This is a genomic window from Polaribacter filamentus, from assembly GCF_002943715.1.
Taxonomy (GTDB): Bacteria; Bacteroidota; Bacteroidia; order Flavobacteriales; family Flavobacteriaceae; genus Polaribacter; species Polaribacter filamentus.
Genome location: NZ_MQUA01000013.1, coordinates 1,450,797 through 1,474,347, shown reverse-complemented (window position 1 = coordinate 1,474,347; position 23,551 = coordinate 1,450,797). Strand labels below are relative to the sequence as shown.

The 23,551-nt window shown below is 29.5% G+C and carries 30 protein-coding genes; 1 reads left to right on the top strand and 29 read right to left on the bottom strand.

Annotation, left to right across the window (positions count from 1 at the left end):
* Window positions 1–262 precede the first annotated feature (262 nt).
* The 16 genes from BST83_RS08960 to BST83_RS08885 form a co-directional block, all read right to left on the bottom strand.
* Window positions 263–1,102: an IS3 family transposase gene (locus BST83_RS08960; protein WP_240614811.1), complete on the bottom strand. Its 840-nt coding sequence runs from the start codon at window positions 1,100–1,102 to the stop codon at window positions 263–265.
* A complete protein-coding gene (locus tag BST83_RS08955) occupies window positions 1,099–1,509 on the bottom strand; it encodes a helix-turn-helix domain-containing protein (protein ID WP_104809035.1) in 411 nt (136 codons plus the stop codon). Before BST83_RS08955 ends, BST83_RS08960 begins: the two co-directional genes overlap by 4 nt.
* Before the next feature lie 267 nt (window positions 1,510–1,776).
* Window positions 1,777–2,199 carry a hypothetical protein gene (locus BST83_RS08950; protein ID WP_104809498.1) on the bottom strand — a complete coding sequence of 141 codons (423 nt, stop codon included), beginning with the start codon at window positions 2,197–2,199 and terminating at the stop codon, window positions 1,777–1,779.
* Window positions 2,165–2,458 carry a hypothetical protein gene (locus BST83_RS08945; RefSeq protein ID WP_104809497.1) on the bottom strand — a complete coding sequence of 98 codons (294 nt, stop codon included), beginning with the start codon at window positions 2,456–2,458 and terminating at the stop codon, window positions 2,165–2,167. Before BST83_RS08945 ends, BST83_RS08950 begins: the two co-directional genes overlap by 35 nt.
* Window positions 2,459–2,624: 166 nt before the next feature.
* Window positions 2,625–3,215: a hypothetical protein gene (locus tag BST83_RS08940; RefSeq protein ID WP_104809496.1), complete on the bottom strand. Its 591-nt coding sequence runs from the start codon at window positions 3,213–3,215 to the stop codon at window positions 2,625–2,627.
* Window positions 3,216–3,373: 158 nt separating this feature from the next.
* Window positions 3,374–3,838, bottom strand: a complete 465-nt coding sequence (locus BST83_RS08935; protein ID WP_104809495.1) for a hypothetical protein — start codon at window positions 3,836–3,838, stop codon at window positions 3,374–3,376.
* Window positions 3,839–3,948: 110 nt separating this feature from the next.
* Window positions 3,949–4,425, bottom strand: a complete 477-nt coding sequence (locus BST83_RS08930; RefSeq protein WP_104809494.1) for a hypothetical protein — start codon at window positions 4,423–4,425, stop codon at window positions 3,949–3,951.
* Window positions 4,426–4,587: 162 nt separating this feature from the next.
* Entirely contained in the window at window positions 4,588–5,370 is a 783-nt protein-coding gene (locus BST83_RS08925) for a hypothetical protein (protein WP_104809493.1), read from the bottom strand.
* A gap of 602 nt (window positions 5,371–5,972) precedes the next feature.
* A complete protein-coding gene (locus BST83_RS08920; RefSeq protein ID WP_104809492.1) occupies window positions 5,973–7,106 on the bottom strand; it encodes a serine hydrolase domain-containing protein in 1,134 nt (377 codons plus the stop codon).
* A gap of 278 nt (window positions 7,107–7,384) precedes the next feature.
* The gene (locus tag BST83_RS08915; protein ID WP_104809491.1) at window positions 7,385–7,783 is read right to left on the bottom strand and encodes a hypothetical protein; all 399 of its coding nucleotides are present in this window, start codon (window positions 7,781–7,783) and stop codon (window positions 7,385–7,387) included.
* 1 nt (window position 7,784) lies between these two features.
* A complete protein-coding gene (locus BST83_RS08910; RefSeq protein ID WP_104809490.1) occupies window positions 7,785–8,084 on the bottom strand; it encodes a hypothetical protein in 300 nt (99 codons plus the stop codon).
* 219 nt (window positions 8,085–8,303) lie between these two features.
* Window positions 8,304–9,179, bottom strand: coding sequence for a hypothetical protein (locus BST83_RS08905; protein WP_104809489.1), 876 nt, complete (start codon window positions 9,177–9,179; stop codon window positions 8,304–8,306).
* A 155-nt stretch (window positions 9,180–9,334) separates the two neighbouring features.
* Window positions 9,335–10,174: an IS3 family transposase gene (locus tag BST83_RS08900; RefSeq protein ID WP_240614811.1), complete on the bottom strand. Its 840-nt coding sequence runs from the start codon at window positions 10,172–10,174 to the stop codon at window positions 9,335–9,337.
* Window positions 10,171–10,581 (bottom strand): helix-turn-helix domain-containing protein, encoded by a 411-nt coding sequence (locus BST83_RS08895; protein WP_104809035.1) that lies wholly within the window; start codon window positions 10,579–10,581, stop codon window positions 10,171–10,173. Before BST83_RS08895 ends, BST83_RS08900 begins: the two co-directional genes overlap by 4 nt.
* A gap of 250 nt (window positions 10,582–10,831) precedes the next feature.
* A complete protein-coding gene (locus tag BST83_RS08890) occupies window positions 10,832–11,023 on the bottom strand; it encodes a hypothetical protein (RefSeq protein ID WP_104809488.1) in 192 nt (63 codons plus the stop codon).
* A 5-nt stretch (window positions 11,024–11,028) separates the two neighbouring features.
* Window positions 11,029–11,604, bottom strand: a complete 576-nt coding sequence (locus tag BST83_RS08885) for a hypothetical protein (RefSeq protein WP_104809487.1) — start codon at window positions 11,602–11,604, stop codon at window positions 11,029–11,031.
* Between the two features lie 126 nt (window positions 11,605–11,730).
* Between BST83_RS08885 and BST83_RS08880 the strand changes: the two genes are divergently transcribed.
* Window positions 11,731–12,609, top strand: coding sequence for an IS982 family transposase (locus BST83_RS08880; protein ID WP_104808411.1), 879 nt, complete (start codon window positions 11,731–11,733; stop codon window positions 12,607–12,609).
* A 317-nt stretch (window positions 12,610–12,926) separates the two neighbouring features.
* On the opposite strand, the gene BST83_RS08875 is transcribed toward BST83_RS08880, so the two are convergent.
* The 13 genes from BST83_RS08875 to BST83_RS08805 all read right to left on the bottom strand — a co-directional run bounded on the left by BST83_RS08875 (window position 12,927) and on the right by BST83_RS08805 (window position 23,512).
* Window positions 12,927–13,133, bottom strand: a complete 207-nt coding sequence (locus BST83_RS08875; protein ID WP_104809486.1) for a hypothetical protein — start codon at window positions 13,131–13,133, stop codon at window positions 12,927–12,929.
* A 117-nt stretch (window positions 13,134–13,250) separates the two neighbouring features.
* Complete coding sequence (locus BST83_RS08870) at window positions 13,251–13,505, bottom strand: hypothetical protein (RefSeq protein WP_104809485.1); 255 nt, start codon at window positions 13,503–13,505, stop codon at window positions 13,251–13,253.
* 173 nt (window positions 13,506–13,678) lie between these two features.
* A complete protein-coding gene (locus BST83_RS08865; protein WP_104809484.1) occupies window positions 13,679–14,314 on the bottom strand; it encodes a heavy metal-binding domain-containing protein in 636 nt (211 codons plus the stop codon).
* A 24-nt stretch (window positions 14,315–14,338) separates the two neighbouring features.
* Window positions 14,339–14,974: a hypothetical protein gene (locus tag BST83_RS08860; protein ID WP_104809483.1), complete on the bottom strand. Its 636-nt coding sequence runs from the start codon at window positions 14,972–14,974 to the stop codon at window positions 14,339–14,341.
* Window positions 14,975–15,432: 458 nt separating this feature from the next.
* Window positions 15,433–15,699, bottom strand: coding sequence for a hypothetical protein (locus BST83_RS08850; protein ID WP_104809481.1), 267 nt, complete (start codon window positions 15,697–15,699; stop codon window positions 15,433–15,435).
* 175 nt (window positions 15,700–15,874) lie between these two features.
* A complete protein-coding gene (locus BST83_RS08845; protein WP_104809480.1) occupies window positions 15,875–17,533 on the bottom strand; it encodes a serine hydrolase domain-containing protein in 1,659 nt (552 codons plus the stop codon).
* A 68-nt stretch (window positions 17,534–17,601) separates the two neighbouring features.
* A complete protein-coding gene (locus tag BST83_RS08840; RefSeq protein ID WP_104809479.1) occupies window positions 17,602–18,402 on the bottom strand; it encodes a helix-turn-helix domain-containing protein in 801 nt (266 codons plus the stop codon).
* A 139-nt stretch (window positions 18,403–18,541) separates the two neighbouring features.
* Window positions 18,542–19,435: an S-4TM family putative pore-forming effector gene (locus BST83_RS08835; protein ID WP_170062805.1), complete on the bottom strand. Its 894-nt coding sequence runs from the start codon at window positions 19,433–19,435 to the stop codon at window positions 18,542–18,544.
* Between the two features lie 12 nt (window positions 19,436–19,447).
* Window positions 19,448–20,434: a nucleotidyltransferase gene (locus BST83_RS08830; protein WP_104809477.1), complete on the bottom strand. Its 987-nt coding sequence runs from the start codon at window positions 20,432–20,434 to the stop codon at window positions 19,448–19,450.
* Between the two features lie 155 nt (window positions 20,435–20,589).
* A complete protein-coding gene (locus tag BST83_RS08820; protein WP_104809476.1) occupies window positions 20,590–21,426 on the bottom strand; it encodes a DUF6602 domain-containing protein in 837 nt (278 codons plus the stop codon).
* A 171-nt stretch (window positions 21,427–21,597) separates the two neighbouring features.
* Window positions 21,598–22,095 (bottom strand): hypothetical protein, encoded by a 498-nt coding sequence (locus tag BST83_RS08815; protein WP_146092137.1) that lies wholly within the window; start codon window positions 22,093–22,095, stop codon window positions 21,598–21,600.
* Between the two features lie 168 nt (window positions 22,096–22,263).
* Window positions 22,264–22,848, bottom strand: coding sequence for an HI_0983 family protein (locus BST83_RS08810; protein WP_104809474.1), 585 nt, complete (start codon window positions 22,846–22,848; stop codon window positions 22,264–22,266).
* Window positions 22,849–23,221: 373 nt separating this feature from the next.
* A complete protein-coding gene (locus BST83_RS08805) occupies window positions 23,222–23,512 on the bottom strand; it encodes a toxin-antitoxin system YwqK family antitoxin (RefSeq protein ID WP_104809473.1) in 291 nt (96 codons plus the stop codon).
* Between the last annotated feature and the right edge of the window lie 39 nt (window positions 23,513–23,551).

Here is a 23,551-nt window from a genome sequence, read left to right as displayed (position 1 = left end):
CCAATTCTTGTAAAATTCCATTCGCGTGAGATTTTTCCGTAATTTTTGTTTTTTATTAAAGAATTCAGTTGCTAAATTATTCAGAAATTCTAAATTTTAATTTGTTTAAAAATGTTCTGAATTTTGCTAATTTGTCTTCTCCTGAAATAGGTTGTCAATTTTTGTTATGAATTTTATGATCAAAAATAGTGTTTAGTAATCGGAACATTGATAACTTTTTTAAAAAATTCCCTCCGGGTTTTAAAAAAGTTACCAACATTCCTTACGTATTTAAAATAGATTTTTTCATTTTTCTATAAGATTTGTATTTGTGTTGTTGGTTTTTGTGAGCAAACTCGGGTGTTTTCAACTCTACTGAGTAATGTCTTCTATGGTTGTTATAAATTTCAATAGCCTGTTTGACCATTTTTTGAGCTGTTTTAAAGTTTGGAATCGTTTTCCCTAATCCAAATTCTTGTTTTAGAATTCCATTAATCCTTTCAGCTACAGCATTTTCGTATGGGCTTGAGTTTTGAGTTGTACTTAAAGTCATGTTTTTTGCTTTGGCAAAATCTGCAAAATCAGGACAGCAATATTGTATCCCTCTATCAGAGTGATGAATTGTGTTTTGATGTTTGTAAATTCGATTATTGCCAGCCATTTCCAGAGCATCTTTTACTAGTTTTACTTTCATATTTGTATCTATTTTATAGCCCATTACTTTTTTAGAATAGGCATCCGTAACCAGCGCTAAATAGGCATGTTGTGATGCTAATTTAATGTAGGTTATATCGCTTACAAATACTTGTTCTGCGTTTATAATTTCAAGGTTTACAGTTAAATCTTCTGATTTGTAAAAGCCATGATTAGAGTCAGTTGTAATATGATATTTTTTAGTTTTCTTAATCAATAAGCCATAGTTTCTCATTAAGGCGTAGAACTTGTCACGCCCCATTTTAATGCCGTTTTTGATTAAATCACCCTTGATATCCAAATATACTTTTGCACAACCATAACGAGGCTGTAAAAGCCTAATGGGCTTTATTAGCTCAAAGATAATAAGTGCTTGTTTTTGTTCTAATTCTTGTTTTTTGATTCTTTTGTAATAAGCCTGTCTGCTTATACCGAAGCATTGGTGGATCCATTTCTCTTTGAAAGGTCTTTCATTTTTTTCTCCACTTCTTTGTACAGTGCTTCGGGCAATAACTTTTTTGCGAATCCAAGATTTGTACTATTCTCAAAATCAGCGATTATCATTTGTTGAAAGTCTTTAACGAACTCGAGTTCTTCGACACGTTCTTTGAGTTTTTTAAGTTCTTGATTTTTACTCATTGTTTTAGAATTTTGTTCAAAGGAACGCAATTTTTTCATCCAATAGGTAATAGATGATCGAGAAATTCCATGCAATTTAGCTGCATAATTTACAGAAATCTGACCGTTTGTAATTTGGTCAATGATGGAAAGTTTGAGATCAAAACCAATTTTTTGATACTTCTTTTTTGGACAGGGGTGTTTTTTTGTTAGTGTCATAAGTTGCTAAAAGTGTTTAATTTTTTGTCAACCTATTTCAGGAATTGTCAATTTCCGCAGTTTTGCCCAACGGTCTTGTATATGAAACGTAGCGTGTAAAAAGACACTAACTTTTCGGATTATGCACGAGCCGAATTTTTTAATTTTCTTTTTATCTTTATTTTACTAAAAGCCAAATTTAAAAATTTGGCGTTATTTGCAAATACATACGAACCTCTCGAAAAGCCTGTAATAGCTATGTTTTATATACGTTGTTGTGCAAAGTTATTATTCATCCTCATCTGTCGGTTTGTCAAATGATTTCTCTATTTCCGTCATTTCATTTAAAACATCAGTTGTTGAATATGAAATTATTACTTTTTGTTGCTTGTCCAGGATTAGCAAACCAATTCCAGCTATTATTGAAACACAAAATATTACCCAAGTTGTCGGCAAAACCCATTTGTCAAGATTTTCAGCCGAATTAAATGCAATTAATGAGAAAATCGCAGAACCAAATATTCCAAACGATATAGACGCTAAAATTTGAAACAGATTTTTGTTAGGTATAATTCCGTTTATTAGTCTTTTTAATCTAGACCAATCAGTTTCTTTTATAGGATAAACTCCTTCCTTTTTTGCTTTGTAGACTACGTAGTCTTGACTAAATTTAAAATCACTCATCTTGTCCTCCTTCTTTAATTTCTCCATCAGGATTTTTTGGGTCAACTAGACCTAATTGAATGGCGTTCATAAATTTAGTATTTCCACAACCAGCACAAGTCAAAGTAATTAGTGGTTTAATTGCTCCACTTCCTAAAACTGTTTTTCCTCCGTGAAATTCTCGTATTTCAAAAAGAGTGTCGTCAATCATCCAGTTATTAGTGGAACAGACATCACAAATTTTGTTTTTCCAAACTTGATTGAGTTTAGAAATTAATTTTTCTTGTTGTTCTTTATTTAGTTTCATTTTCGTTTTTTTCTAATTTTGCACAACGTGTTCGTATATGGTTTGTTGCGTGTTTCAAGCAACTAATTTAGTAAATAATTACGGACAAAGAAAGTCCGCGAGGACTTTCACAAGTTAGCTAAAAGCAAGCAATAAATTATATACGGTGTTGTGTGTAGGCTTTTATTCAACTATATTTTTCCTTTTTTTCCGAACTTTTCAATTCGTTTGTTGTTTTGTAATTTCCATTTTTATCTGACGAATGTATTTTGTAAGATTCCCTTTCTTGATTTTGTTCTTTTCTAATTTCATAGAATAAATTTAAGTTTCCATTCAAAAAGGTAATTCCAAATTCAAGCAATTCATTATTAGTATTTTCTAAACTTGGATTAATTCCTTTTTCATTTGGAAAGCTATATTCAGAAGCTTTCAATTTTGGTTCAATTTTTTGTTTCAGTTTCCATAGAGCGATAGAATTCCAATCATATTCATAAAAATCTTCGCTGTCTCCTTCTCCGAATACAATATTGTAGCAATAAGGATAATCTCTTGGATAAGTTGTACTCGTTATTTTCAGATATTGTTTATTTTTCCGATAAATTATTGTAGAAGAATATTCTTCAATTTCAATTCTGTGCTTTTCAAATCCGAATTTTTCAAATGTAGGAATTAGGATTTCTATGCATTTTTCAGAGAATAGTTTTTGTTCAGGTGAAGGTTTTTCGGTTTTTTCCGATTTAGCTTTTTCTTTTCCTTTTATAAAATCAAATATTCCCATTTTTATTAATTTGATGGATTTTTTTTCAGCTTACACACAACGTGTTGTGTATGATTAGTGGCGTTTTTAAGCACCTAATTTAGTAAATAAAAACCAAATAGAAAATCCCCAAGGATTTTCGTAAGTAGGCGAGAACCAGCCATTAATTATACACGGTGTTAGCTGTAGTTTTTTTCGTCTATTTTCATTAATTCCTGAATATGTTTTTTTGAAGCAAATCTATTTATTATTGCTTGTTGGTTATTAATTAATAAAAATGGAACGGCAATATTTCTTAAGTCTAAAATTTTACATTTTTTAGGTATTCTGAATTCTGTTTTTGTGTATCTATTGGTGTTTCGGGTCTTTTCATTCAGTTCTTTGAATTTCTCGAAATTATCTATGTCAATTCCATTGAAAGGTGAAGTTAAATATTCCCATCCCTCCATTTCTCCAACATATTTAATAGTTTTTTGATTAATAAAACTTAAAAGATGGATACCTCCATTCAAATGTGAATTACCTAAAACTAATCCACCATTAGTACCGTCAAAAACTAAATTTTTATTTTTCAGAATATTAAACTCTTGATTTGTGAATTGAAAAAATGGTTTAGAAAGATAATTCCATTTTCCGATATTCAATTCTTTGCAAAGTTCAATAAATTTAGTTCCATATTCAATTGGAGGATTGGTTGTCTCTAAAGGTTTTTCTTTTAAAATTTTAAATTTATATAAGAGTTTTTTCAGTTTCTTCAGTTTTTTAGTTTTTTAAAAGAGTTTGTTATGAAAGGAATATCTTCATAATCAGTATATTTTCTCCAGACAGCTGTTCTTTTATCAGAATTTGGTTCGGCTGAAAAAAGTTGTTTGTCAATTGGTTCTTTAAATCGGTCTTCAAGTTCTTTTATTATTTCTTCTATTGACTCTCCTAAATTATCAAAAGAGATTGCTACTGATAGGTTTTTTTGTTCATTCCCTTTGTATTTTGGAAAATAGACTGCATTCTTTGTTTTCCTTACTTCAAGTATTAATGTCTGAGTATTCATACAATACCTTAAACTTGTCTCAAATGAATTATTTTGAGAGATGTCAATTAAAAGTTCTGATATAGATTGTTTAGAGTGGTTTTTAAAAGGTAGATAGGCTTGACTTCCAATTATAAATGGAATTGATAACCCTGATTTCCCCTTATCTCTTTGTTCTTTTAGTAAAATTTTCCAATATTTCATCGATTCTAAATTACAGCTAACGTTGTTGTATATGGTTTGTTGCGTGTTTCAAGCAACTAATTTAGTTAATAATTACCGACCAAGAAAGTGCGCAAGGACTTTCGCAAGTAAGCAAGAAGCCAGCAATAAATTATATACGGTGTTGGCTGCTGTTTTTATTTCTTATTTTTTGAATTCAGGACGTTTAATCCATATTTTTTTCTCTGTATGACTAATTGTACACCCCCTTTTTATATTGAAACTTACTAGTAGTCCTTCATTATTTTTAATCAAGTGTGCAACATTACCCCATTTCATAAAAATTATTTCTTCTGAAAGTTGGTTCGATAATTTTTTAATTCTAGTTCTTAATATTAAACCCGGTTCAATTATAACTTCATATTCAGATAATTCATGAGGGAATTTATTTTCAACAACATTACCATTTTGATCGAGTACGTAATAAGCGATTATTCCTGGAGTAGGTTCATGTTCTACATGTAAAAATGCACCTTGTAAGTAATATCTAACTTTTTGTCCGGAAAACTCTTTTTCGTAAAAACCATTTTCTTTGATTGACTCAAAGTCCTCCGAATTTGCAAACATTGAATCAGTTGCCATTTGTTTATTAAGCCTTTCACCAGCTGTTTTTTCAGCTTGATTCTTCCATTCGTTCAGTGATTTTGTTGAATATAATCCGACATCAGTATCTATCAATTTCGAACATGATTGACATAACCATATTCCATTATTTATCGACTTTCTTTGTTCTGACGTTAAAGACGATTCATATCTAGGTCCGCCTTTTGAAGCTGCAGTTATATGAGCCGCTACTCCAATACTAGTAGTTTTAGCAGAATTACTATTTGGCCCAATTGTGACAATATTGCACTTTGGGTTTGAACAAGTAAATGCGACTCGTTTAGCTAAATTATCTTTGGTTTTTTGTATGAAATCGTCTCTCATTCTTTTTCTTTATTCATTTTTTTTTAATTGCTGCCAACGGGTTTGAATATGGCAAGTGCGGGTTTGAAGTCGAACTTTTCATAGCTTGTTATTTTTGTTTAAAAGTACTAAAATTTTCCTATCTACAAGAATTAAGCAATTTGCTATATGCGGGGTTGTAATTTAGCGGCTTTTGTTCCAATTATTCTATTTTGTTCAAATTTCATCTGTTTCAATTAGTTTTTACGTGTCAATTCTCAAATCGGTTGTGATTATAAAAATCGAATATATTTTCAGTTTGTTCTAATTTCTCTGTTTTAGTTTTCCGTTCTGAAAATCAATCTGTTCGATTCATTTCTCAATTCGGACATTTTGCTCAAAATCTGACCGTTTTATTTCTCAAATCTGTGCGATTCAATTCTCATTTTTTTTACGTTTCAAAAATCAAATCCGTTCTTAAAATCATTTTTTACGTTTCAATACTTTTTTTCGGCTCGTGTGTTAGTCAATCTTACAATTCAAACTTATAATGCTCAATAAGGATTTCAGACCTGAAATCCGGCATTAATTGCAACGATTTGAATAAACGCCTGTTTTAATGACGTTTATTTTTTGTTATATGCTTATTTCTTGTTTGATGCTATTTTAAAAAGTTCAGCAAATACAGAACTCAAATTGTTTTTTTCATTTCCTGAAGAATTAATTAAAATAATAATCACCACATCGCTTGGCATGAGATGCAACATAGTGGCTTGAATTCCATCTGAACCTCCTGTTCCACCGAAAAAGGCAATGCCTTTGTCCTTGGAAGAGTTTAATAGAAAAAGAACTTTTTGTGTATCACTACTCAGTAGTTCATGATTTCTTATTGCAGAGAAGAATAATGCTAAGTCATTGAGATTGGATGAAATCCCTCCAGCCGCCCAAGCCCAACTGTTGTATTGCTCGTATTCTTGGCTTAAATTAATGAATTGAGATCCGTTTACTTTTTGTATATCCTTCTTTTTTACTGCTGATTTTAGAATGGAAGAATTTGCTACAGCATAGCTATCAACAGGTTTTCTGCCCTGGCTATCATAGCCTTCTAAAAAAGTATCGTTCATTTTTAGAGGTGTGAATATGCGATTTTGATACTCCATATTCAACGTATTGTTAGTAATTCTTTCAATAATCATTCCTAGCAAAATATAATTTGTATTGGAATAGAGTTTTTTAGAAAAGGGTTCTAATGGCTTACTAACGGGTTTTTTATTTTCGATATAACGAAGTATCTCATTTGGACGCCAGGTTCTTGACATGCCTCCGTTTAGGTAGCATTCTTTCCAAAACCTATTGTTTTCTGTGAAACTATATATACCACTACTATGGCTTAGTAGATGAAGAATAGTAATTGTATTTACATTTGGTATTTTGGTTTGTGTTTCTGCATCTAGGTATTTTGAAATACTGTCTGTAAGCTTTACTTTATTTTCATCCACCAATTGTAAAATAACAATTGATGTAAAAATTTTTGATATGCTGGCCAAACGAAAAGTTTGATTAATATCTATTGGGATTGCATTTTCAATATTTCCGACCCCAGATTTGCCCCTCCATTCTTTTTCACCAGGAGATTGAACTATTGTAGTAATGCTTGGCAAGCCACTATCATGAGCTTTTTCAAGAATTTCTTGATACTTATCACCTTTTGACTGTGAATAAAGTGCATTAACAGATAACAGAGATGCTAAAAATAACAGGCACCAAATTTTATTCATAGCTGGTTGAGTAAGATTAATTTTGTTGTTATCATTTTTTTACGTTTCAATACTTTTTTTCGACTTGTGTGCTAGTCAATCTTACAATTCAAACTTATAATGCTCAATAAGAATTTCAGACCTGAAATCCGCCGTTAATTACAACGTTGTTGTATATGGTTTGTTGCGTGTTTCAAGCAACTAATTTAGTAAATAATTACCGACCAAGAAAGTCCGCTAGGACTTTCACAAGTAGGCAATAAGCCAGCAATAAATTATATACGGTGTTACCTGTAGGCTTATTTCAACTTTCTACTTGTTATTTTTTCAATTATATATTTTGATATTTTTGCTAAAATTAAAACGAATGCTGAAAATCCTAAAAACCAAGCAGTATTATAAATTCCATATTTAAAATCCTTGATTGGAATAAGTCCAGAAAAATGATAACCAAAAAAGATAATTACTAAAAAAATTCGAATGAGTCTTTTATTTAAACTCGGTTTTGTCAGCATTTCAAAGATTCCGATTGATAAAACAAACAGAAAAAGTGTGTCATAATGAATAACTAAATTTATGAGTCCATCAAGTTCAGGATTAGCTTTTCTCCATTCTTGAAGTCCATAATAATCTTTTAATGATAAAATCAATTGAATGAGAATAATAATTATTGAAAAAACAGGTTTGTAAATTTTCATATTATTCCTTTTGCTCATTTTCGTTATTAAAGCTCAATTTGATTCCAATAATAACCATTTGAATAATTCCGATTATCCAATAGGTTGGAAACCTTAAAAAAGTATAAACAACTTCAAAACTGTCCATCCATTCTCCGACAATTTGAAGTTCAATTATCATAGAAATAAATGGAAGGAAAAAACCAAATAAAAGTCCTCCTAAAAGACAACCTTTATTTATCTTAAAATTCGTTTTCCAATATTTGATGTTTAGGTAAATTAAAACTCCAATGATTAAATAGTCAAAATATCCAATTAGCATTTTGTATTCTGATTTTTGTAAATATTCATAATTTTAATTCCTAAATTTTGAAGTTAGCAAAATGTTCGTTTTAGCTTACAGGTAACGTTGTTGTATATGGTTTGTTGCGTGTTTTAAGCAACTAATTTAGTAAATAATTACAAACCAAGAAAGTCCGCGAGGGCTTTCGTAAGTAGGCTAGAAACTAGCAATAAATTATATACGGTGTTGTAACACGTTTTAATTTTTATTTATTTCAATCGCTATTTTCAAATTTTTGTCGTTCAACATTTTTTTAATTTTATTTACTTGTTCAATTTTAGCATTTGGATGTAAATGTATTTTAGTAATTAGGTGCTCGAGGTTGAGATTTAATCTCGTGAATTTTGCGCCATACAAATTGGCTGCATAAATAGCGCAACGAAATTCTTGTTCGTATTCAAACTCTCTTCGCTTGAAAAGTGATGGGAACCAGTAAGTCTCTTGATTAAAAAACGGTTCATCAAAATATCGGATATATTCATATATTAAAGGTAAAGTAGTACTAGTGAAAGATTTTCTTAATTGTCCTGTCGTAGTTTCTATAGCCACAGAATCTGAATTATCTTTTCCATATTCCTGCCACATAGTAGGATTTAAACTTTTGTTCAAATGCCAGCAACATACAAATCCATTCTTTCGATTTATTGATGTTCTCTCATTAAATAATTCCAACTGTTGTTCCATTTCCTCATCGTCAAGTCGGCTTTCACTAAGAATCGAATTTTTGCAGCTTTCTGGAGAAATGCCTTCCAAATTATCCGTAAACATATCAATTCTAGACATATACAATGCGGAAGTTTGAACTAAATCTTCGAATTTATATAAGTCCATATATCGCCAGATTTTATCATCTGGCTCAAATTTTCTAGGAGGAATATAACCTGAATTGATATTCTTAATTGGAGTTTTCTCATACGATTTTATCTTTTTATCCACGACCTTGATAACATATAAAATAATATGGGTTTTAAGTTTTTCGTAAAATTCATCGTTAATTACGTAATAAGGATATTGAACCAACTCATTGTCCTTATTTATCAAGACCATTACATAATAAAAGTTTGGTAGTTGCATTTAGTGTTCTGCCTTATTATTTTCGTGTCTTCTCCTGAAATAGGTTGTCAATTTTTGTTATGAATTTTATGATCAAAAATAGTGTTTAGTAATCGGAACATTGATAACTTTTTTAAAAAATTCCCTCCGGGTTTTAAAAAAGTTACCAACATTCCTTACGTATTTAAAATAGATTTTTTCATTTTTCTATAAGATTTGTATTTGTGTTGTTGGTTTTTGTGAGCAAACTCGGGTGTTTTCAACTCTACTGAGTAATGTCTTCTATGGTTGTTATAAATTTCAATAGCCTGTTTGACCATTTTTTGAGCTGTTTTAAAGTTTGGAATCGTTTTCCCTAATCCAAATTCTTGTTTTAGAATTCCATTAATCCTTTCAGCTACAGCATTTTCGTATGGGCTTGAGTTTTGAGTTGTACTTAAAGTCATGTTTTTTGCTTTGGCAAAATCTGCAAAATCAGGACAGCAATATTGTATCCCTCTATCAGAGTGATGAATTGTGTTTTGATGTTTGTAAATTCGATTATTGCCAGCCATTTCCAGAGCATCTTTTACTAGTTTTACTTTCATATTTGTATCTATTTTATAGCCCATTACTTTTTTAGAATAGGCATCCGTAACCAGCGCTAAATAGGCATGTTGTGATGCTAATTTAATGTAGGTTATATCGCTTACAAATACTTGTTCTGCGTTTATAATTTCAAGGTTTACAGTTAAATCTTCTGATTTGTAAAAGCCATGATTAGAGTCAGTTGTAATATGATATTTTTTAGTTTTCTTAATCAATAAGCCATAGTTTCTCATTAAGGCGTAGAACTTGTCACGCCCCATTTTAATGCCGTTTTTGATTAAATCACCCTTGATATCCAAATATACTTTTGCACAACCATAACGAGGCTGTAAAAGCCTAATGGGCTTTATTAGCTCAAAGATAATAAGTGCTTGTTTTTGTTCTAATTCTTGTTTTTTGATTCTTTTGTAATAAGCCTGTCTGCTTATACCGAAGCATTGGTGGATCCATTTCTCTTTGAAAGGTCTTTCATTTTTTTCTCCACTTCTTTGTACAGTGCTTCGGGCAATAACTTTTTTGCGAATCCAAGATTTGTACTATTCTCAAAATCAGCGATTATCATTTGTTGAAAGTCTTTAACGAACTCGAGTTCTTCGACACGTTCTTTGAGTTTTTTAAGTTCTTGATTTTTACTCATTGTTTTAGAATTTTGTTCAAAGGAACGCAATTTTTTCATCCAATAGGTAATAGATGATCGAGAAATTCCATGCAATTTAGCTGCATAATTTACAGAAATCTGACCGTTTGTAATTTGGTCAATGATGGAAAGTTTGAGATCAAAACCAATTTTTTGATACTTCTTTTTTGGACAGGGGTGTTTTTTTGTTAGTGTCATAAGTTGCTAAAAGTGTTTAATTTTTTGTCAACCTATTTCAGGAATTGTCATCGTTAACAATGTGTTACAACGTTGTTGTATATGGTTTGTTGCGTGTTTTAAGCAACTAATTTAGTAAATAATTACTGACCAGGAAAGTCCGCGAGGACTTTCGTAAGTAGGCTAGAACTAGCAATAAATTATATACGGTGTTGCCATTTCGTTGTTTTTTCAATTTATAATTATACTTTCATTAATTCGAATTGTTTTATTAAGCATCACAAGGAAGTTCTTGAAAATTATCCTCAAATATTTGTTCTTGTTCATTCCATATTGGTATATTGACTTGTTTAGTGCAAATTTCTTCTTCTATGCAACTGCTAAAAGATACAATTATTATAAAAATAAAATTTCGGATTAAAGTAAACTTTCCCAATTTTAAATCTTGTTTTCTAAAACTCATATTTTTTATAAATTAATATTTAATACTGCGGAAAATCTTATTATTGGTTCATTTTCACTTGTAGTTGAATTCCAAGATGTAGAAATACCTGCTTCTAAAAAGTTAAAATTATATAGAAAATCAACTGCAACTTCAGGAGTAACAATTCCTAAATATAACTTGCTGTCTTTGTCGGATGCAGAATTATAGACTAAATTATTTTCATTCATTTTTTCATGATAAATTAGAGTTAAATCTGTCGTTTTTTCTTGAAAAAATGGAATATATAATCCAGCTCTAATTATAAAATTATTGTTATTTAGAATAGTATAAAATCCGCTAATCCTTACTTGTTGAATTCCTGTTTTAGATAAAAAATTCTTTCTTTCTAATCCAGCAAGACTTAAAGAAAGACTAATAGGATCTATTTCATTAAATGAATTAAAGCTATAATAATCTATTCCTAAAAATAAACGAGAGTTTACTCTTCTTTGGAAAGAGATATTGTAATCTGAAAAAGTATTATTAAATAAATTAGAGCTTGGTTTAGATTGATTAAAAATAAGACTATTGTTATCTTTCAGTAAAAGTGTGCTAAACATATTTTTCTTTATACTGATTATATTTTTATATTTTAAACCCGTTGTGCATTATAAATAGTTAAAAAAAGTTATTCATTTGACTATTAAAAGTCGTATATTTAATTGACAATCAATCGATTAAATACGATGAATAACTTTAGAGCAAATTACGATAAAATTTTAGAAGTCTTAGCCACAATTACAGAAAAGGAACAATTTTTACGTCAAAACAGGAAACCAAAACTAAAAGACATTGAATTAATCGCTATGAATTTAACAGCAGAATATATGGGTATAGACAGTGAATGTCAGTTGTTTCGGGATATTCCAGAATATTTGTTTGCTAAAATAGAGCGATCAGTTTACAATAAACGGAAGCGAAAATTATTTTTTGCCATTGAATTTATAAGAACTCAACTCTCCAATAAGTTCACGGAGTTTGAAAACTATTATGTAGTAGATAGTATGCCTTTGGAGATTGTAAAACTCTCAAGAAGCGGGAGAAGTAAAGTTTGTAAAGAGTACTTTTATTCAGCCCCAAATAGAGGTTATTGTGCTAGTCAAAACATGCATTATTATGGCTATAAAATACATGCTGTTTGTTCTATTGATGGCGTGTTTAAAAGTTTTGATATTAGCAAAGCTTCTGTACATGATATTCATTATTTAAAAGACATTAAAAATCAGTTTAATAACTGTGTGGTTTTAGGGGACAAAGGATACCTAAGTGCGGACTATCAGTTAGATTTATTTGAGAGTAAACAAATTAAATTAGAAGTTCCAATGCGTAAAAATCAACAGAATTACAAAAAACAAACGTATATTTTTAGGAAGAAAAGAAAACGAATTGAGACCTTGTTTTCTCAACTTTGTGACCAGTTTAAAATACGGAATAATTATGCGAAAACTTTTGAAGGTTTTAAGACAAGAATTCTCTCAAAATTAACAGCACTAACTATCATTCAATACATTAACAAATTTGTTTTTAATAGGAATATAAACAATTTAAAAGTCAATATTGTTTAAATGCACAACGGGTATTTTAAGTCTTTGGATTGAGAGTAAATATTGTTTTTTGAAAAAAATAACACTAAAATAATTGATGTTAAAATTATACACTTTAGTTTTTCTAATTCTTTTAATTTCATTTTCGTTTTTTTTATATTCATAATTTTTGAAGTTCGTTGGTCAATGAATGGCAACGTGATTGTGTATGATTAGTGGCGTGTTTTAAGCACTAAGGTTAGCAAATAAATCACAGATAGAAAGTCCGCGAGGACTTTCGTAAGTAAGCTAAAACCAGCCATTAATTATACACGGTGTTGCCATTTCGTTGTTTTTATTCAGTTCTTACTTCTCTTTTCCGCTTGTTTTTTTAGACTATTTCGCGTGATAAATCCCATACATATACCAAAAAATAAAGCATTGAATATAAATCTCCAGATTCTAAAATCTTGTCCGTCGGTATAGTCAAACCCAGCCATAATTCCAGCATAAACAACTCCGCCAACGATTCCTCCTTTTATTATTGATTTAGTTTCTGTTTTCATAATTAATCATAAAATATTGTAGTCTGCAAACATTTTCAATCCCGATTGAGTGAGTAATTCCACAACTTTTAAATTCTGCGCATAGTTCAGTTTGTATCAACTGGTTTCAGTTCTGATTTATTTTTTATGTCTTTCTTCTGGTTTTCTGGTTAGCACAAAATATAAAACATACAACCAACTAAAAATACCGTGAAAAAATGCTAAAAGAACTGATTTATTTCTTTCCCAAGAAACCACCACAGCCAAAACACTTCCTAATCCAATTCCACTACTAATTGCTGTATTTCTTATTCCGTTGTTTCCAGAGTCTTGGCTAAAACATTCTAAAGTGAATATTAGTAAAAAAATCAAAGTCAGTTTTATTTTATTCATATTTTAAGATTTTGAGTGCGTTTCGCCAATGAATGGCAACGTGTTTGTGTAAGATTAGTTGCGTGTTTTAAGCACTAAAGTTAGTAAATAAATCACAGATAGAAAGTCCGCAAGGACTTTCGTAAATTGGCTAAAACCAGCAATTAATTTTACACGGTGTTGGCAGTAGTTTTTTATTTTATTTCCGTTGCTATTGCTTCCAATTTTTCGGTTAATTCAACAACCTCAATAATTGTGTCTCTATTTTTTGCGCTAAAATTTTCCATATCAGTAACTCGAATTGCTGTTCCTGCCATACAAACCATTAACATATTTGTACTTCCTGTACCAATTTCATTAAAATCAATGTCAGTTGAAATAACTGCATTTCCTCCTTGTCTCACACATTGTACTCTTAAATCTGCTTTACACAAATTCGTCGCTCTTTCTATTTTTCTGTTCGTAGTTTGTGAGCCAGAACCAAAAAAGTCATTAAAGGACCTTGATAATTCAGTCGCGAATCCTGTTCCAGATGTTGTTTGAGCAGAAACCATTTCTAAAACTTCATAATCCCAATTAACAGGTGAAGGACTTGTCATAACAGGAATATAATGTATTATTTGTTGAAGTCGTCTTTCAATATCTGTTTTTTCCTTTCTAAATGTATCTGCTATTTTCTTTAACAAAGGTTTTGAGCAATTTGTACAATATGCTCCTTTATCTTGTTTCAAATGTTTATTAATGAATTTTACTTTAGACTCAAGAAGTAAATCTGCACTAAAAAACCCATTCAATGATTTATTGCAATTCGGACAATTTTCGTAATTCATGTTTTATTATTTTTGAGTCTGTTTTTATTTAGGTAAATATTCTGGAAAAGCCCACCCTTGTGTAAGTCCTTCTAGCGTAATTGAATCTAAAATTTGTTGATTAATTTTATATTCTTTGATAATTTCATTTTCTCGTACTAATTGCCATTTTTCAATTAATTTTCCTCCTATCACTAAATCCTCTTGAGTACTACCTGCTTTTATTGGATGTATTTTATGCGCCATTTCGGAACCATATCTTTCAGCTAATATTATTTTCTTCCATATTTCTCGCCTTTTTTTATTCGATAACCCCAATATAGATTCTTTTTTTTGGGCAATAGAATTAAGTTGTATTTTATTTATTTTGAATTCAGGAATAGAATTATCATTCATATTTGTTTTTGAAATCATTGCAACCCATTGACCCATTCCTGAATTTGCTTTTTCTTTAGTTAAATAAGCGTAAACTGCTATTGTATTTGGTGTTTCGTGATGAGTAAACCCTGTTCTGTTTTTACGCTCATCGTAAAGTGTTTTTAAAAGAATTTTTAATTTATTTTCGGTTATGCTCTCTTTTTTTTCTAATAATATATCTGTTAAAATTTCAGTTTTTAAGGGTGTATCTGAAATTTCATTCTTAAGTATTGTATAAGTTAATAACGTGTTTGGTGATTTCAATTGTTTTTCAACAAATTTTTGTGCTGTATCATTTGGGTTTTTTTATTAAAATAGTTGTTTTTCTCTTTTTTTGAGTTGAATAAGGTGTTCTATACTTATTTTCTATATGATTATTGTAAATTAAAACTCCTCCAATGAACAGTCCAATTATTCCGAGTACTATTATTATTTTTTTTATTTTATAGAATTTCATTCTTAATTCAATTTTATGTTGATTCGTAATTACTGCCAACTTGGTTTTGTATGGTTTGTTGCGTGGTTAAGCAATAAAGTTAATAAATAAAACACTAACCAAGAAAATCCTCGAGGATTTTCGTAAGTAAGCGATTTGACAGCAATAAATTATACAAGGTGTTGGCAACTGTCTATTTTTTCAGATTATGGTTTTTCATTCCGCCAATTTTAAAGTGAATGAGTTTAAATTCAAAATATTATGAATAATTCAGATTTTATTTCTTCTATGATTCGTTTCGGTTGTCAAGTTCAGGGTTCTCTTCGAGAAAATCAGTCGCCTGTTTCTCAATATCCTCAAAATCGTCTATTGTCTTTAGCATGTATTGAGCGTGCAAAGATTCAACGTTTTTCAAAACTTTTTCGAAATCTAAATTTTGTGATTTTGCTAATAATCTTAATTGTGTGTATTGCAACGCTTTTGTCATTGCAATTTCGTTAGATAATTTTGAGATCATTCCAATTATTATTCCAGATTCTAATTTATTCGCCATTTTTCAGATTTTGAGTGAGTAATAGTTGCCAACGGTTAGTATAAGAGTAGTAGCGGATTTCAAGACTTAAACCTTTTGGACTATAACTAAGCTTTATACAGAGATATAAACTTTGAATTTAGTACTAAAACCGCTATTATTTTTATACATTGTTGGCAACTGACTTTTATCTATATTAAAGGTAAGGTAAAATATGTTTTTCAAAAATTATTTCTGGTTGTTGTGTTTTTCCATTTCTGTAATTTCCAGATGTAATAACAACAACTGTTTGTAAACAAGGAATTACAAAAATATATTGTCCTCCATTTCCTCTTGCTTCAATAGATTTTATGTTCTTTTCGTTAGCGTTATAAGTATTATGCCACCATAAATATCCATAACCGTTTTTATCAGTCACATTCTCTAAATTACGATAGTTTTTAAATGAGTTTTGAACCCATTTTCTAGATATAATACGTTTTGATTTCCATTTTCCTTTATTCAGATAAAGTTCTCCAAATTTCAACATATCTTTTGGAGTGAGGTACATTCCACCTCCAAAATATGGTTTATCTCTTAAATCCGTTTGAATAATGTAATTTGAAATTTCCAATTTTTGAAATAAAAACTTATCAATAAAAAATTCCAAAGGTTCAGAAACAATTGAATCCATAGCAACACCTAGCAAAGAGGGGTTTGCTGAACCATAATTAGCCTTAGTATTTGGCTTATGAATCATTGGAGCTTTTAGAATTGCTTCAATCCAATCAGGTGTTCTTTGGTAATTATCTTCTGTTGCAGAAGATTTTGGATTTGCATTGATGCCATAATCTATAGCATCTATTCCAGAACTCATTGTTAAAAGACTCTGAATATCAATTTTCGTTTTTAGACTGTCATTATAAGTTTGATATTTTTCAGGTAGAAAATCAAAAATAGATTGGTCAACATTTTTAAATAGTGACTTATCTTTAGCTAGACCAACAATTGCGGATGAAATACTTTTTGAAGCAGATTTCATATCGTGTGGAATATTTGCATTGTAACCATCAAAATAATTTTCATATATAATTTCTCCTTTTTTTGAAATCACAACAGAATGTGTATTAGGAAATGAATCCTTTGAAATAAGGTTTTCCATTTCAGTAAGTTTTAGAATGGAAGTGTTCCTGTTGTCATTTTTGAAACCACCAATTTCCCAATCGGTTATAGATTTTTTTAGTTCTATTTCTGTAAGTAAATTGTCTCCTAAAAGTATGCTTAATTGAATTTCATTTTTTTCTAGCTTTCCTTTAAACTGTAATCCAGTTTTAAAATCAATAAACGAAATCAAATTATTTTCTTTTTGAAAATTGTCACACCAAGTTCCTGTAAATCGGTTATCTCCAAAAATTGGATAAGCTTCATACTTATTTCCTTCTCCATTTTCAACACTTAAATTAAAATTTAATGATTTTAACTCATCTATCATTAATATATTCCAAGTACCTAAAAAAGAGTTATTGTCTGATTGTGTAAGTTTTAAGTGATAAAGAAGTATTCCAGACTTTATGAATCCGTTAATTTCTTTGCCATTTTTAGATAACATACCTTTAAAAGAATAATTTTCTGCAAATGGAATTTCTAACTGTTTATTATTCTTTGCTATAATTGGGTAATCAATAATTTTTTTGTTGTTAGAAATTTTAAATTTTGCATTTTCCTTCCCTAAATTTTCTATTTCAACTTTTAGATTGAATACTTTCGGATTTTCTAAAATTCCTTCCCAGCCACTTGTGTATTCTGCCATATCTTGGGCATAGGCTGAAAATGAAAAAAGAGTAGTAATTATTAATATCAAGTTTTTAATTCTCATTTTTAATTGATTTTGATGAATTACAAAGTTGATATTATTCTATTTACCAAAATTGTATATAATTAACATTAGGAAATATTTTTTAAAAATTTTGTTGGTGTTAAATTATAGATATGTTTAAAATTTGAAATAAAATGGCTTTGGTCATAAAAACCACATTGATAACAAATTTCAGTCATCGAAAACTTTTTTGAGGCAAGTAAATGAAACGCTTTATTTAATTTAATCAATCGAATGTAATTGCCAAGACTTGTTCCAAAATACCTATTGAACTCTCTCGATAAATGTATTGGATGGATTTCTAACTTAGAACTTAAACTTTTTAAAGAATAGTCTATTTTTTCCTCAATCAATAAATCTTTTAGTTGGTTTACCCAAATTGGTTTTTTTGAATTCCCTTTCTTTGATTCTTTTATAGTGTTGAATATATCAATCAAATTACTTTCAATACTTAGATTTGAATATTGGTCATTAATTTTAGTCTCAACAAATATATGGTTCATCAAGTTCTTTATAATTGGGTTCTTTAAATTGATGCTTCCTTCAAAATCTGTTATCTGAATATCGAAATTTGAAAACCAATTCTCGTTCAATTCAATGTGAAATCCTCTTGTAAATTCAGGAGGTTTTACATTGTAGTGTGAGTCTTGCCAATTGTGGAATAATAGGTTCCCAGGCTCTAAATAGTAGGATTCTTTTTTGTTAGACTCAAATAATTTCCCTTGAAGTAAATAAGTGAAATATGGATTTTCGTGATAATGCCAATCCACTTTGCTGTGTGTGTATTCTGTATCGGTAATTATTAGATTTTCAAAAGCCGATTTTTGGTAATGCGTTCCGTAAAACTCTCCTGTTTTTAGTTTATTCATTATGTTTCTTCAGCTTGTTGCCAACGGTATTGTATATGAAAAGTAGCGGATTCTTAAGCACTGACTTTTCGGTTAATAACTGACCTTTATTTTATTATTTAACTTTCGTTTAAACACCAAAACCGCTATTTTTTATATACTATGTTGTACGCAGTATTTCTAATTTTTTTTCCACCGAGTAATTCATTTCGTCCTCAAGTTTAGTACGGACAAAGTAATATATAAAATCAGGGATTAATGGGCTTAAAACTCTATTGTGATAAATTCTATCTTGAATTTTTCTTAATAATTCTTCATCAATTTCTGAATTGATATTTACATCTTTCAATTTTGATTCAATTAGGTTTCTCAAATGATTGAGATTGTCAATTGATTCCGTGTTAGAATTGATTTCTTTATATGCAAACATAAAAACAGGTATTGAAGGTAAAATAACCTCAATTAAAAATGTTTGTAAACTCAAATCATTAAATAATGATAATAAAAAAAGCGTAACTACGGTAAGAATTGACAAAACTAGAACAGTACTTTTATATCGTTTTCTAACAGAGTAATCGTAAGTTATATTTGTCCTTTGACAAAGTAAACTTCCAATGTTTGTTTTTACATCTTTAAGATTTAAAGAATACCAACTAGTTACTTTTTGAACTAGAGATTTATTTTTTCTTGCTTTTTTTGAGTTTCTTCTTATGGTTTCCTTATCTATAAAAAGTGAATTTAATGTTTCATTTGTTGGAATATCGAGAACTTCACAATCAAATTGTTCTTGAATTGATGCTGCTATGTTTTTTAATCTTTCTACAATTTTTTCTACAATTTTTTCGCCAATTGCAGCAAAGACAAGATATAAAGCAAAAATATAGCTTGATTGGTCTATTAGTTTTGGGTCTAATTTCACTATAATAGAAATGATTATTGGAAGCGGTACAGTTATAAAGATCAATAAACCTTGATAATTTTTCGCAACAGAATAAACAGTTTTTTGGGCAAGTAAATCATCAATATGATTATCTTGGTTTTGTCGTTTTAATATTTTTTTCCTTTATTAGCCATAAGTTGGGAAATCTGGTCCGAAAATTTCTCGCCATTTATTTATTGATTTTTGTTGGTCTTTTTCGTTTGTTTCTGCATATACTGCTTCTTTAGCTTTTTCGTAAGCCCAATCAGCTTTTTTAGATATTGCTGTTTTTTCTGAAAATGTAAATGTATTTAGGTCTCCTTGATAACCCTTTGGGTCATTTACTGTATTTAATATTGCAGAAGATAGGTAATATAAAAAATCTTTTATATCAAAATCTATCCATTGGCTCAATTCTGTTTTAGAATTAGCAAAATTGATAACTATATTTTCGAATAAGTACGAACCGATTGTATAAGTCGAATTCCTTCTATTCCAATATTTTAATATTCTTATTAGTTGTAATGTTCTTCCATCCTTGGTCTGATTTGCATCTGTAACTCTTTTTTGGTCGATTCTTGGGTCAGTTGGTTTCCAATCTCCGTTTCCGTCAGGAATTAAATACAAATCTATATCTGTGAAAAAGCAAGGAACAATATCAAAGACCCATTCATATGAATTAAGACTTAATGTAGCAGCTTCACCGCGACCATGAAGTTCAGCCGATTTGTATTGACCAATTTGTGATAAAGAGTTTTTTACTTTATTAACTACTCTTCTCGAATTTAAAATATCCGAGTCAGATAAATTCTTCAATCTTTGCCCAGCGTTAGGTGTGTTTATTTTATAGTGATTGGTACTGTATTTTGTATATGTCGCACCATTTGCAGTAAAGCAAAACATTAAATCTACATCATCTAATTCTCTAATTTTTGTTTTTCTTTGAAAAGAACCAAAATTGACGTGTTTGGATTCGTTTTTTAATGGAAAATCTAAATCCTCTTTTGAATCTAATCCATTTAATTGTGTGAACAACCAATCTCGGCTTGTGCGAGCTTTGTCAGTTCTATCTTTCAAAAGATTTACTATGTCGTTATTAAATTCGTTAAAAGCTGAATTTACTGATGTTGCCATTTGGTTTTTTTATATTGCGTACAACTTTGTTGTATATGGTTTGTTGCGTGTTCAAAGTAACTAATTTAGTAAATAATTACCGACCAAGAAAGTCCGCGAGGTCTTTCGTAAGTAAGCTAGAACTAGCAATAAATTATATACGGTGTTGTACACAGTTATTTTTCAATCAGATTCAACCGATTATTCAAGTCATTAAATGTTTTTGTGTTTTCAGGTTTTATATCGATATAATGTTCTAAAACTGTGGAAGAGTTTCTCATTTCAGATGGAGGAAATTTATTTAGTAACATTAAAAACGCTGTCAACGTAAGTTCTCCATAATTATAAATATACAATCCGTTGTCGAATTTTCCATTTAGTTCGAAGTAACTTCCTTTACGAATATTGACAATTAGGTAATGACCATTAATTACTATAAAATCAAATTGTAAATCTCTTTTGAATTGATTTTTCTCATAGAAATCAACAATTTTTTCTAGTAAAAGTTTGTCATTTTTATAAGTTTCAATTGCGAATATAATTGATGGTATTTTTTTTGCATTTGCTAAAGTTTCAGGACTGTGTTGTTTTCCGAGAACTTTTAGATTTAATACGCTTGTTCTTTTTCTTGTTAATCTTTTTACACTTGCTATTTGGTTTAAAGACCTTTCGATTTCTTTGTCTGAATTTAGTTTTGGTTTTACTTCAATAGCAGCATCAACACCATCTGCTAAAATTACTGAAAAATTTATTTCGTCAGAGGTAGTGTAAGGGTGACTTGGATTTAATAAGACGCAGTCGATAGACATACTACTCAAACCGTAACTATCTCTAATATTTCCTTTTGCTATTCTGTATGGGAAAGGGAAAAACTTTTTAAGAAATTTCGTTAATGCAATTTCTCTTCTATCAGAAACTTCTTGAGGTGTACCTTGACCTTCAATACTTGCCTTTTCAAAGAAGTGATTAATTTCTTTTGACTCTGCTTTTAAAAGTCGAATTAAGTTATCCATTTGGTCTTGTTATTGTGTACAACGTTGTTGTATATAGTTTGTTGCGTGTTTCAAGCACCTAATTTAGTAAATAAAACACAAACCAAGAAAGTCCGCGAGGACTTTCGTAAGTAGGCAAAAAGCCAGCAATAAATTATATACGGTGTTGGCAACTGGCTTTATTTTTCCAATTTATTGTTTCATAATAACATAAATTAATTCCTCATAATTCTCTGTTGAAAATCTCTCTATTATTTTTTTTTCTTCTATAGTTTCAATTTCTACTATTTTATTTTCATTTATTTCCTCAAAATCCTTTTTCGATATGATATCTCCATTCAAAACATAGATAATTCTTTTTTCAGGATTGTATTCTTCAATTTGATATATTGTTGATATAACCACTGCTCCGTTCTTTCCACTTTCTCCAAATATTTTTAAGGCATTTTCTTTCTCTAAATATTTTACATTAATAATATTATCTATTGATAATAGGTCGTTTTTAGAAGTGATAAATTCATATTTTTTAAGGTAACCATCAATGAGAATTAGTGGATTCTCATTTAACGATATTTCCTTCTTAATTGACTCAACGTAATTTTCTAAATCCGTTTTGTTAGAATTTTTATTATTACAAGAAACACTTATAAAAATTAGAATTATTATTAAGTAATTATTTATTTTCATCATTTTTCAGAGTTCAGATTTGCGCTTGTTGCCAACGTTGTTTTGTATGGAAAGTTGCGATTTTGTGAACGAGGAATTTCCAGCGGAAATTCAGAAGTTTGCAAAAAAAGCAACAAGTTTTAAATTATGCTAAATATAGCAATTTTTTATACAAGGTGTTGGCAGTAGTAATTATTTTTTCGGATTTATTTTTGGAATTTCTATGTTTCCAACTTTTATTATTAGACTATTTTTATCTTTTTTCAATTCGCTGAAAAATTCTCCGATTTCACCTTCATATGCTCTTTCACTCACAGAAAAGAGCAATAAACCTTTCGTTTCTTCAGTTTCAATATTTGTATATCTGTAAATATTTCGTTCAACTACCAATAATTTTTTTCCGTCTTTTGAACTTACGCTCATTAAAAAGTCAATTATTGTTTCTCCATCTTTTTCTAAAACTGAATAATTAATTATTGGATTCGTTTTTTTCGCATTTTCAAGTTCTTGAATTTTTTGATTTACTAAATCTTTCACTTTAAATTCTCCATTCAGAAAGTCGATTGTGACCATAGATTTAAATCTCTCAAGAGTTTGTTCTTTCGTTAAATATTCTTGTTTATAATAAACTTCATTCGGATGAGTGCTCCAAACTAATTCATAATTCTTGTTGTCAAATTTAATGATCTTTTCAGTTTCAAGATAATTTTCAACATTTTGAGAATTAACTCCAATTGATAAAAATAGTAATAAAGTTGCAATAATTATTTTATTCATTTTTCAGTATTTTTCTTTTAATTTCTGATTTCGGTTTTTTATTACTGCCAACGTGGTTTTGTATTGAAAGTTGCGGTTTTGTGAACGAGGAATTTCCAGCGGAAATTCAGAAGTTTGCAAAAGAGCAATAAGTTTTAGTTTATGCTAAATATAGCAATTTACCATACACGGTGTTGTAAAATGCGGGTTTAAATTTCCTATTTATTTTTTCAGTCTGATTAATTTTCTTTTTTGTAATAATTTTTGTTTCCAATTTTTTGGTTTTCTAAATTGCTAATTTGAGTAAATATTCCACAAATAAAATAATTCCGAAAGTTGCTCAATTCCGTAATTTTGGTTCTTCAGAGTTTGAGTTATGGAGTTTGTTAATTATTCAATCTTTTACACCTTCTTTACAATCTTCAATCGTTAACTTTCCTTCTTTAGAGTAATGGTGCCATATTCCAACTCTGATGCCTTTTTTAAAGTTTCCCTTGTTCATTAATTTACCGGTTCCGTAATAATAAACCCACAAGCCTTCGTATAAATCATTTTCTATATTCCCTTTCATTAAAATTTGTCCACTTTCATAAAAACCAATAAATATTGTTGACTTGACATTTTTAAAGTAAGAAATTGTATTCAAGTTCCCGTTTGGGTAAAATTGGGTTTTTAAACCATACATTTTATCTGTTTTATTATATAGAATTTCTCTTATGTCTCC

Excerpts from the sequence above, each read along its gene's own strand:
- BST83_RS08955 (WP_104809035.1), bottom strand. The coding sequence starts at position 1,509 with ATGACACTAACAAAAAAACACCCCTGTCCAAAAAAGAAGTATCAAAAA.
- BST83_RS08950 (WP_104809498.1), bottom strand. The coding sequence starts at position 2,199 with ATGGAGAAATTAAAGAAGGAGGACAAGATGAGTGATTTTAAATTTAGT.
- BST83_RS08945 (WP_104809497.1), bottom strand. The coding sequence starts at position 2,458 with ATGAAACTAAATAAAGAACAACAAGAAAAATTAATTTCTAAACTCAAT.
- BST83_RS08940 (WP_104809496.1), bottom strand. The coding sequence starts at position 3,215 with ATGGGAATATTTGATTTTATAAAAGGAAAAGAAAAAGCTAAATCGGAA.
- BST83_RS08930 (WP_104809494.1), bottom strand. The coding sequence starts at position 4,425 with ATGAAATATTGGAAAATTTTACTAAAAGAACAAAGAGATAAGGGGAAA.
- BST83_RS08925 (WP_104809493.1), bottom strand. The coding sequence starts at position 5,370 with ATGAGAGACGATTTCATACAAAAAACCAAAGATAATTTAGCTAAACGA.
- BST83_RS08920 (WP_104809492.1), bottom strand. The coding sequence starts at position 7,106 with ATGAATAAAATTTGGTGCCTGTTATTTTTAGCATCTCTGTTATCTGTT.
- BST83_RS08915 (WP_104809491.1), bottom strand. The coding sequence starts at position 7,783 with ATGAAAATTTACAAACCTGTTTTTTCAATAATTATTATTCTCATTCAA.
- BST83_RS08910 (WP_104809490.1), bottom strand. The coding sequence starts at position 8,084 with ATGCTAATTGGATATTTTGACTATTTAATCATTGGAGTTTTAATTTAC.
- BST83_RS08905 (WP_104809489.1), bottom strand. The coding sequence starts at position 9,179 with ATGCAACTACCAAACTTTTATTATGTAATGGTCTTGATAAATAAGGAC.
- BST83_RS08895 (WP_104809035.1), bottom strand. The coding sequence starts at position 10,581 with ATGACACTAACAAAAAAACACCCCTGTCCAAAAAAGAAGTATCAAAAA.
- BST83_RS08890 (WP_104809488.1), bottom strand. The coding sequence starts at position 11,023 with ATGAGTTTTAGAAAACAAGATTTAAAATTGGGAAAGTTTACTTTAATC.
- BST83_RS08885 (WP_104809487.1), bottom strand. The coding sequence starts at position 11,604 with ATGTTTAGCACACTTTTACTGAAAGATAACAATAGTCTTATTTTTAAT.
- BST83_RS08880 (WP_104808411.1), top strand. The coding sequence starts at position 11,731 with ATGAATAACTTTAGAGCAAATTACGATAAAATTTTAGAAGTCTTAGCC.
- BST83_RS08875 (WP_104809486.1), bottom strand. The coding sequence starts at position 13,133 with ATGAAAACAGAAACTAAATCAATAATAAAAGGAGGAATCGTTGGCGGA.
- BST83_RS08870 (WP_104809485.1), bottom strand. The coding sequence starts at position 13,505 with ATGAATAAAATAAAACTGACTTTGATTTTTTTACTAATATTCACTTTA.
- BST83_RS08865 (WP_104809484.1), bottom strand. The coding sequence starts at position 14,314 with ATGAATTACGAAAATTGTCCGAATTGCAATAAATCATTGAATGGGTTT.
- BST83_RS08850 (WP_104809481.1), bottom strand. The coding sequence starts at position 15,699 with ATGGCGAATAAATTAGAATCTGGAATAATAATTGGAATGATCTCAAAA.
- BST83_RS08845 (WP_104809480.1), bottom strand. The coding sequence starts at position 17,533 with ATGAGAATTAAAAACTTGATATTAATAATTACTACTCTTTTTTCATTT.
- BST83_RS08840 (WP_104809479.1), bottom strand. The coding sequence starts at position 18,402 with ATGAATAAACTAAAAACAGGAGAGTTTTACGGAACGCATTACCAAAAA.
- BST83_RS08830 (WP_104809477.1), bottom strand. The coding sequence starts at position 20,434 with ATGGCAACATCAGTAAATTCAGCTTTTAACGAATTTAATAACGACATA.
- BST83_RS08820 (WP_104809476.1), bottom strand. The coding sequence starts at position 21,426 with ATGGATAACTTAATTCGACTTTTAAAAGCAGAGTCAAAAGAAATTAAT.
- BST83_RS08815 (WP_146092137.1), bottom strand. The coding sequence starts at position 22,095 with ATGATGAAAATAAATAATTACTTAATAATAATTCTAATTTTTATAAGT.
- BST83_RS08810 (WP_104809474.1), bottom strand. The coding sequence starts at position 22,848 with ATGAATAAAATAATTATTGCAACTTTATTACTATTTTTATCAATTGGA.
- BST83_RS08805 (WP_104809473.1), bottom strand. The coding sequence starts at position 23,512 with ATGTATGGTTTAAAAACCCAATTTTACCCAAACGGGAACTTGAATACA.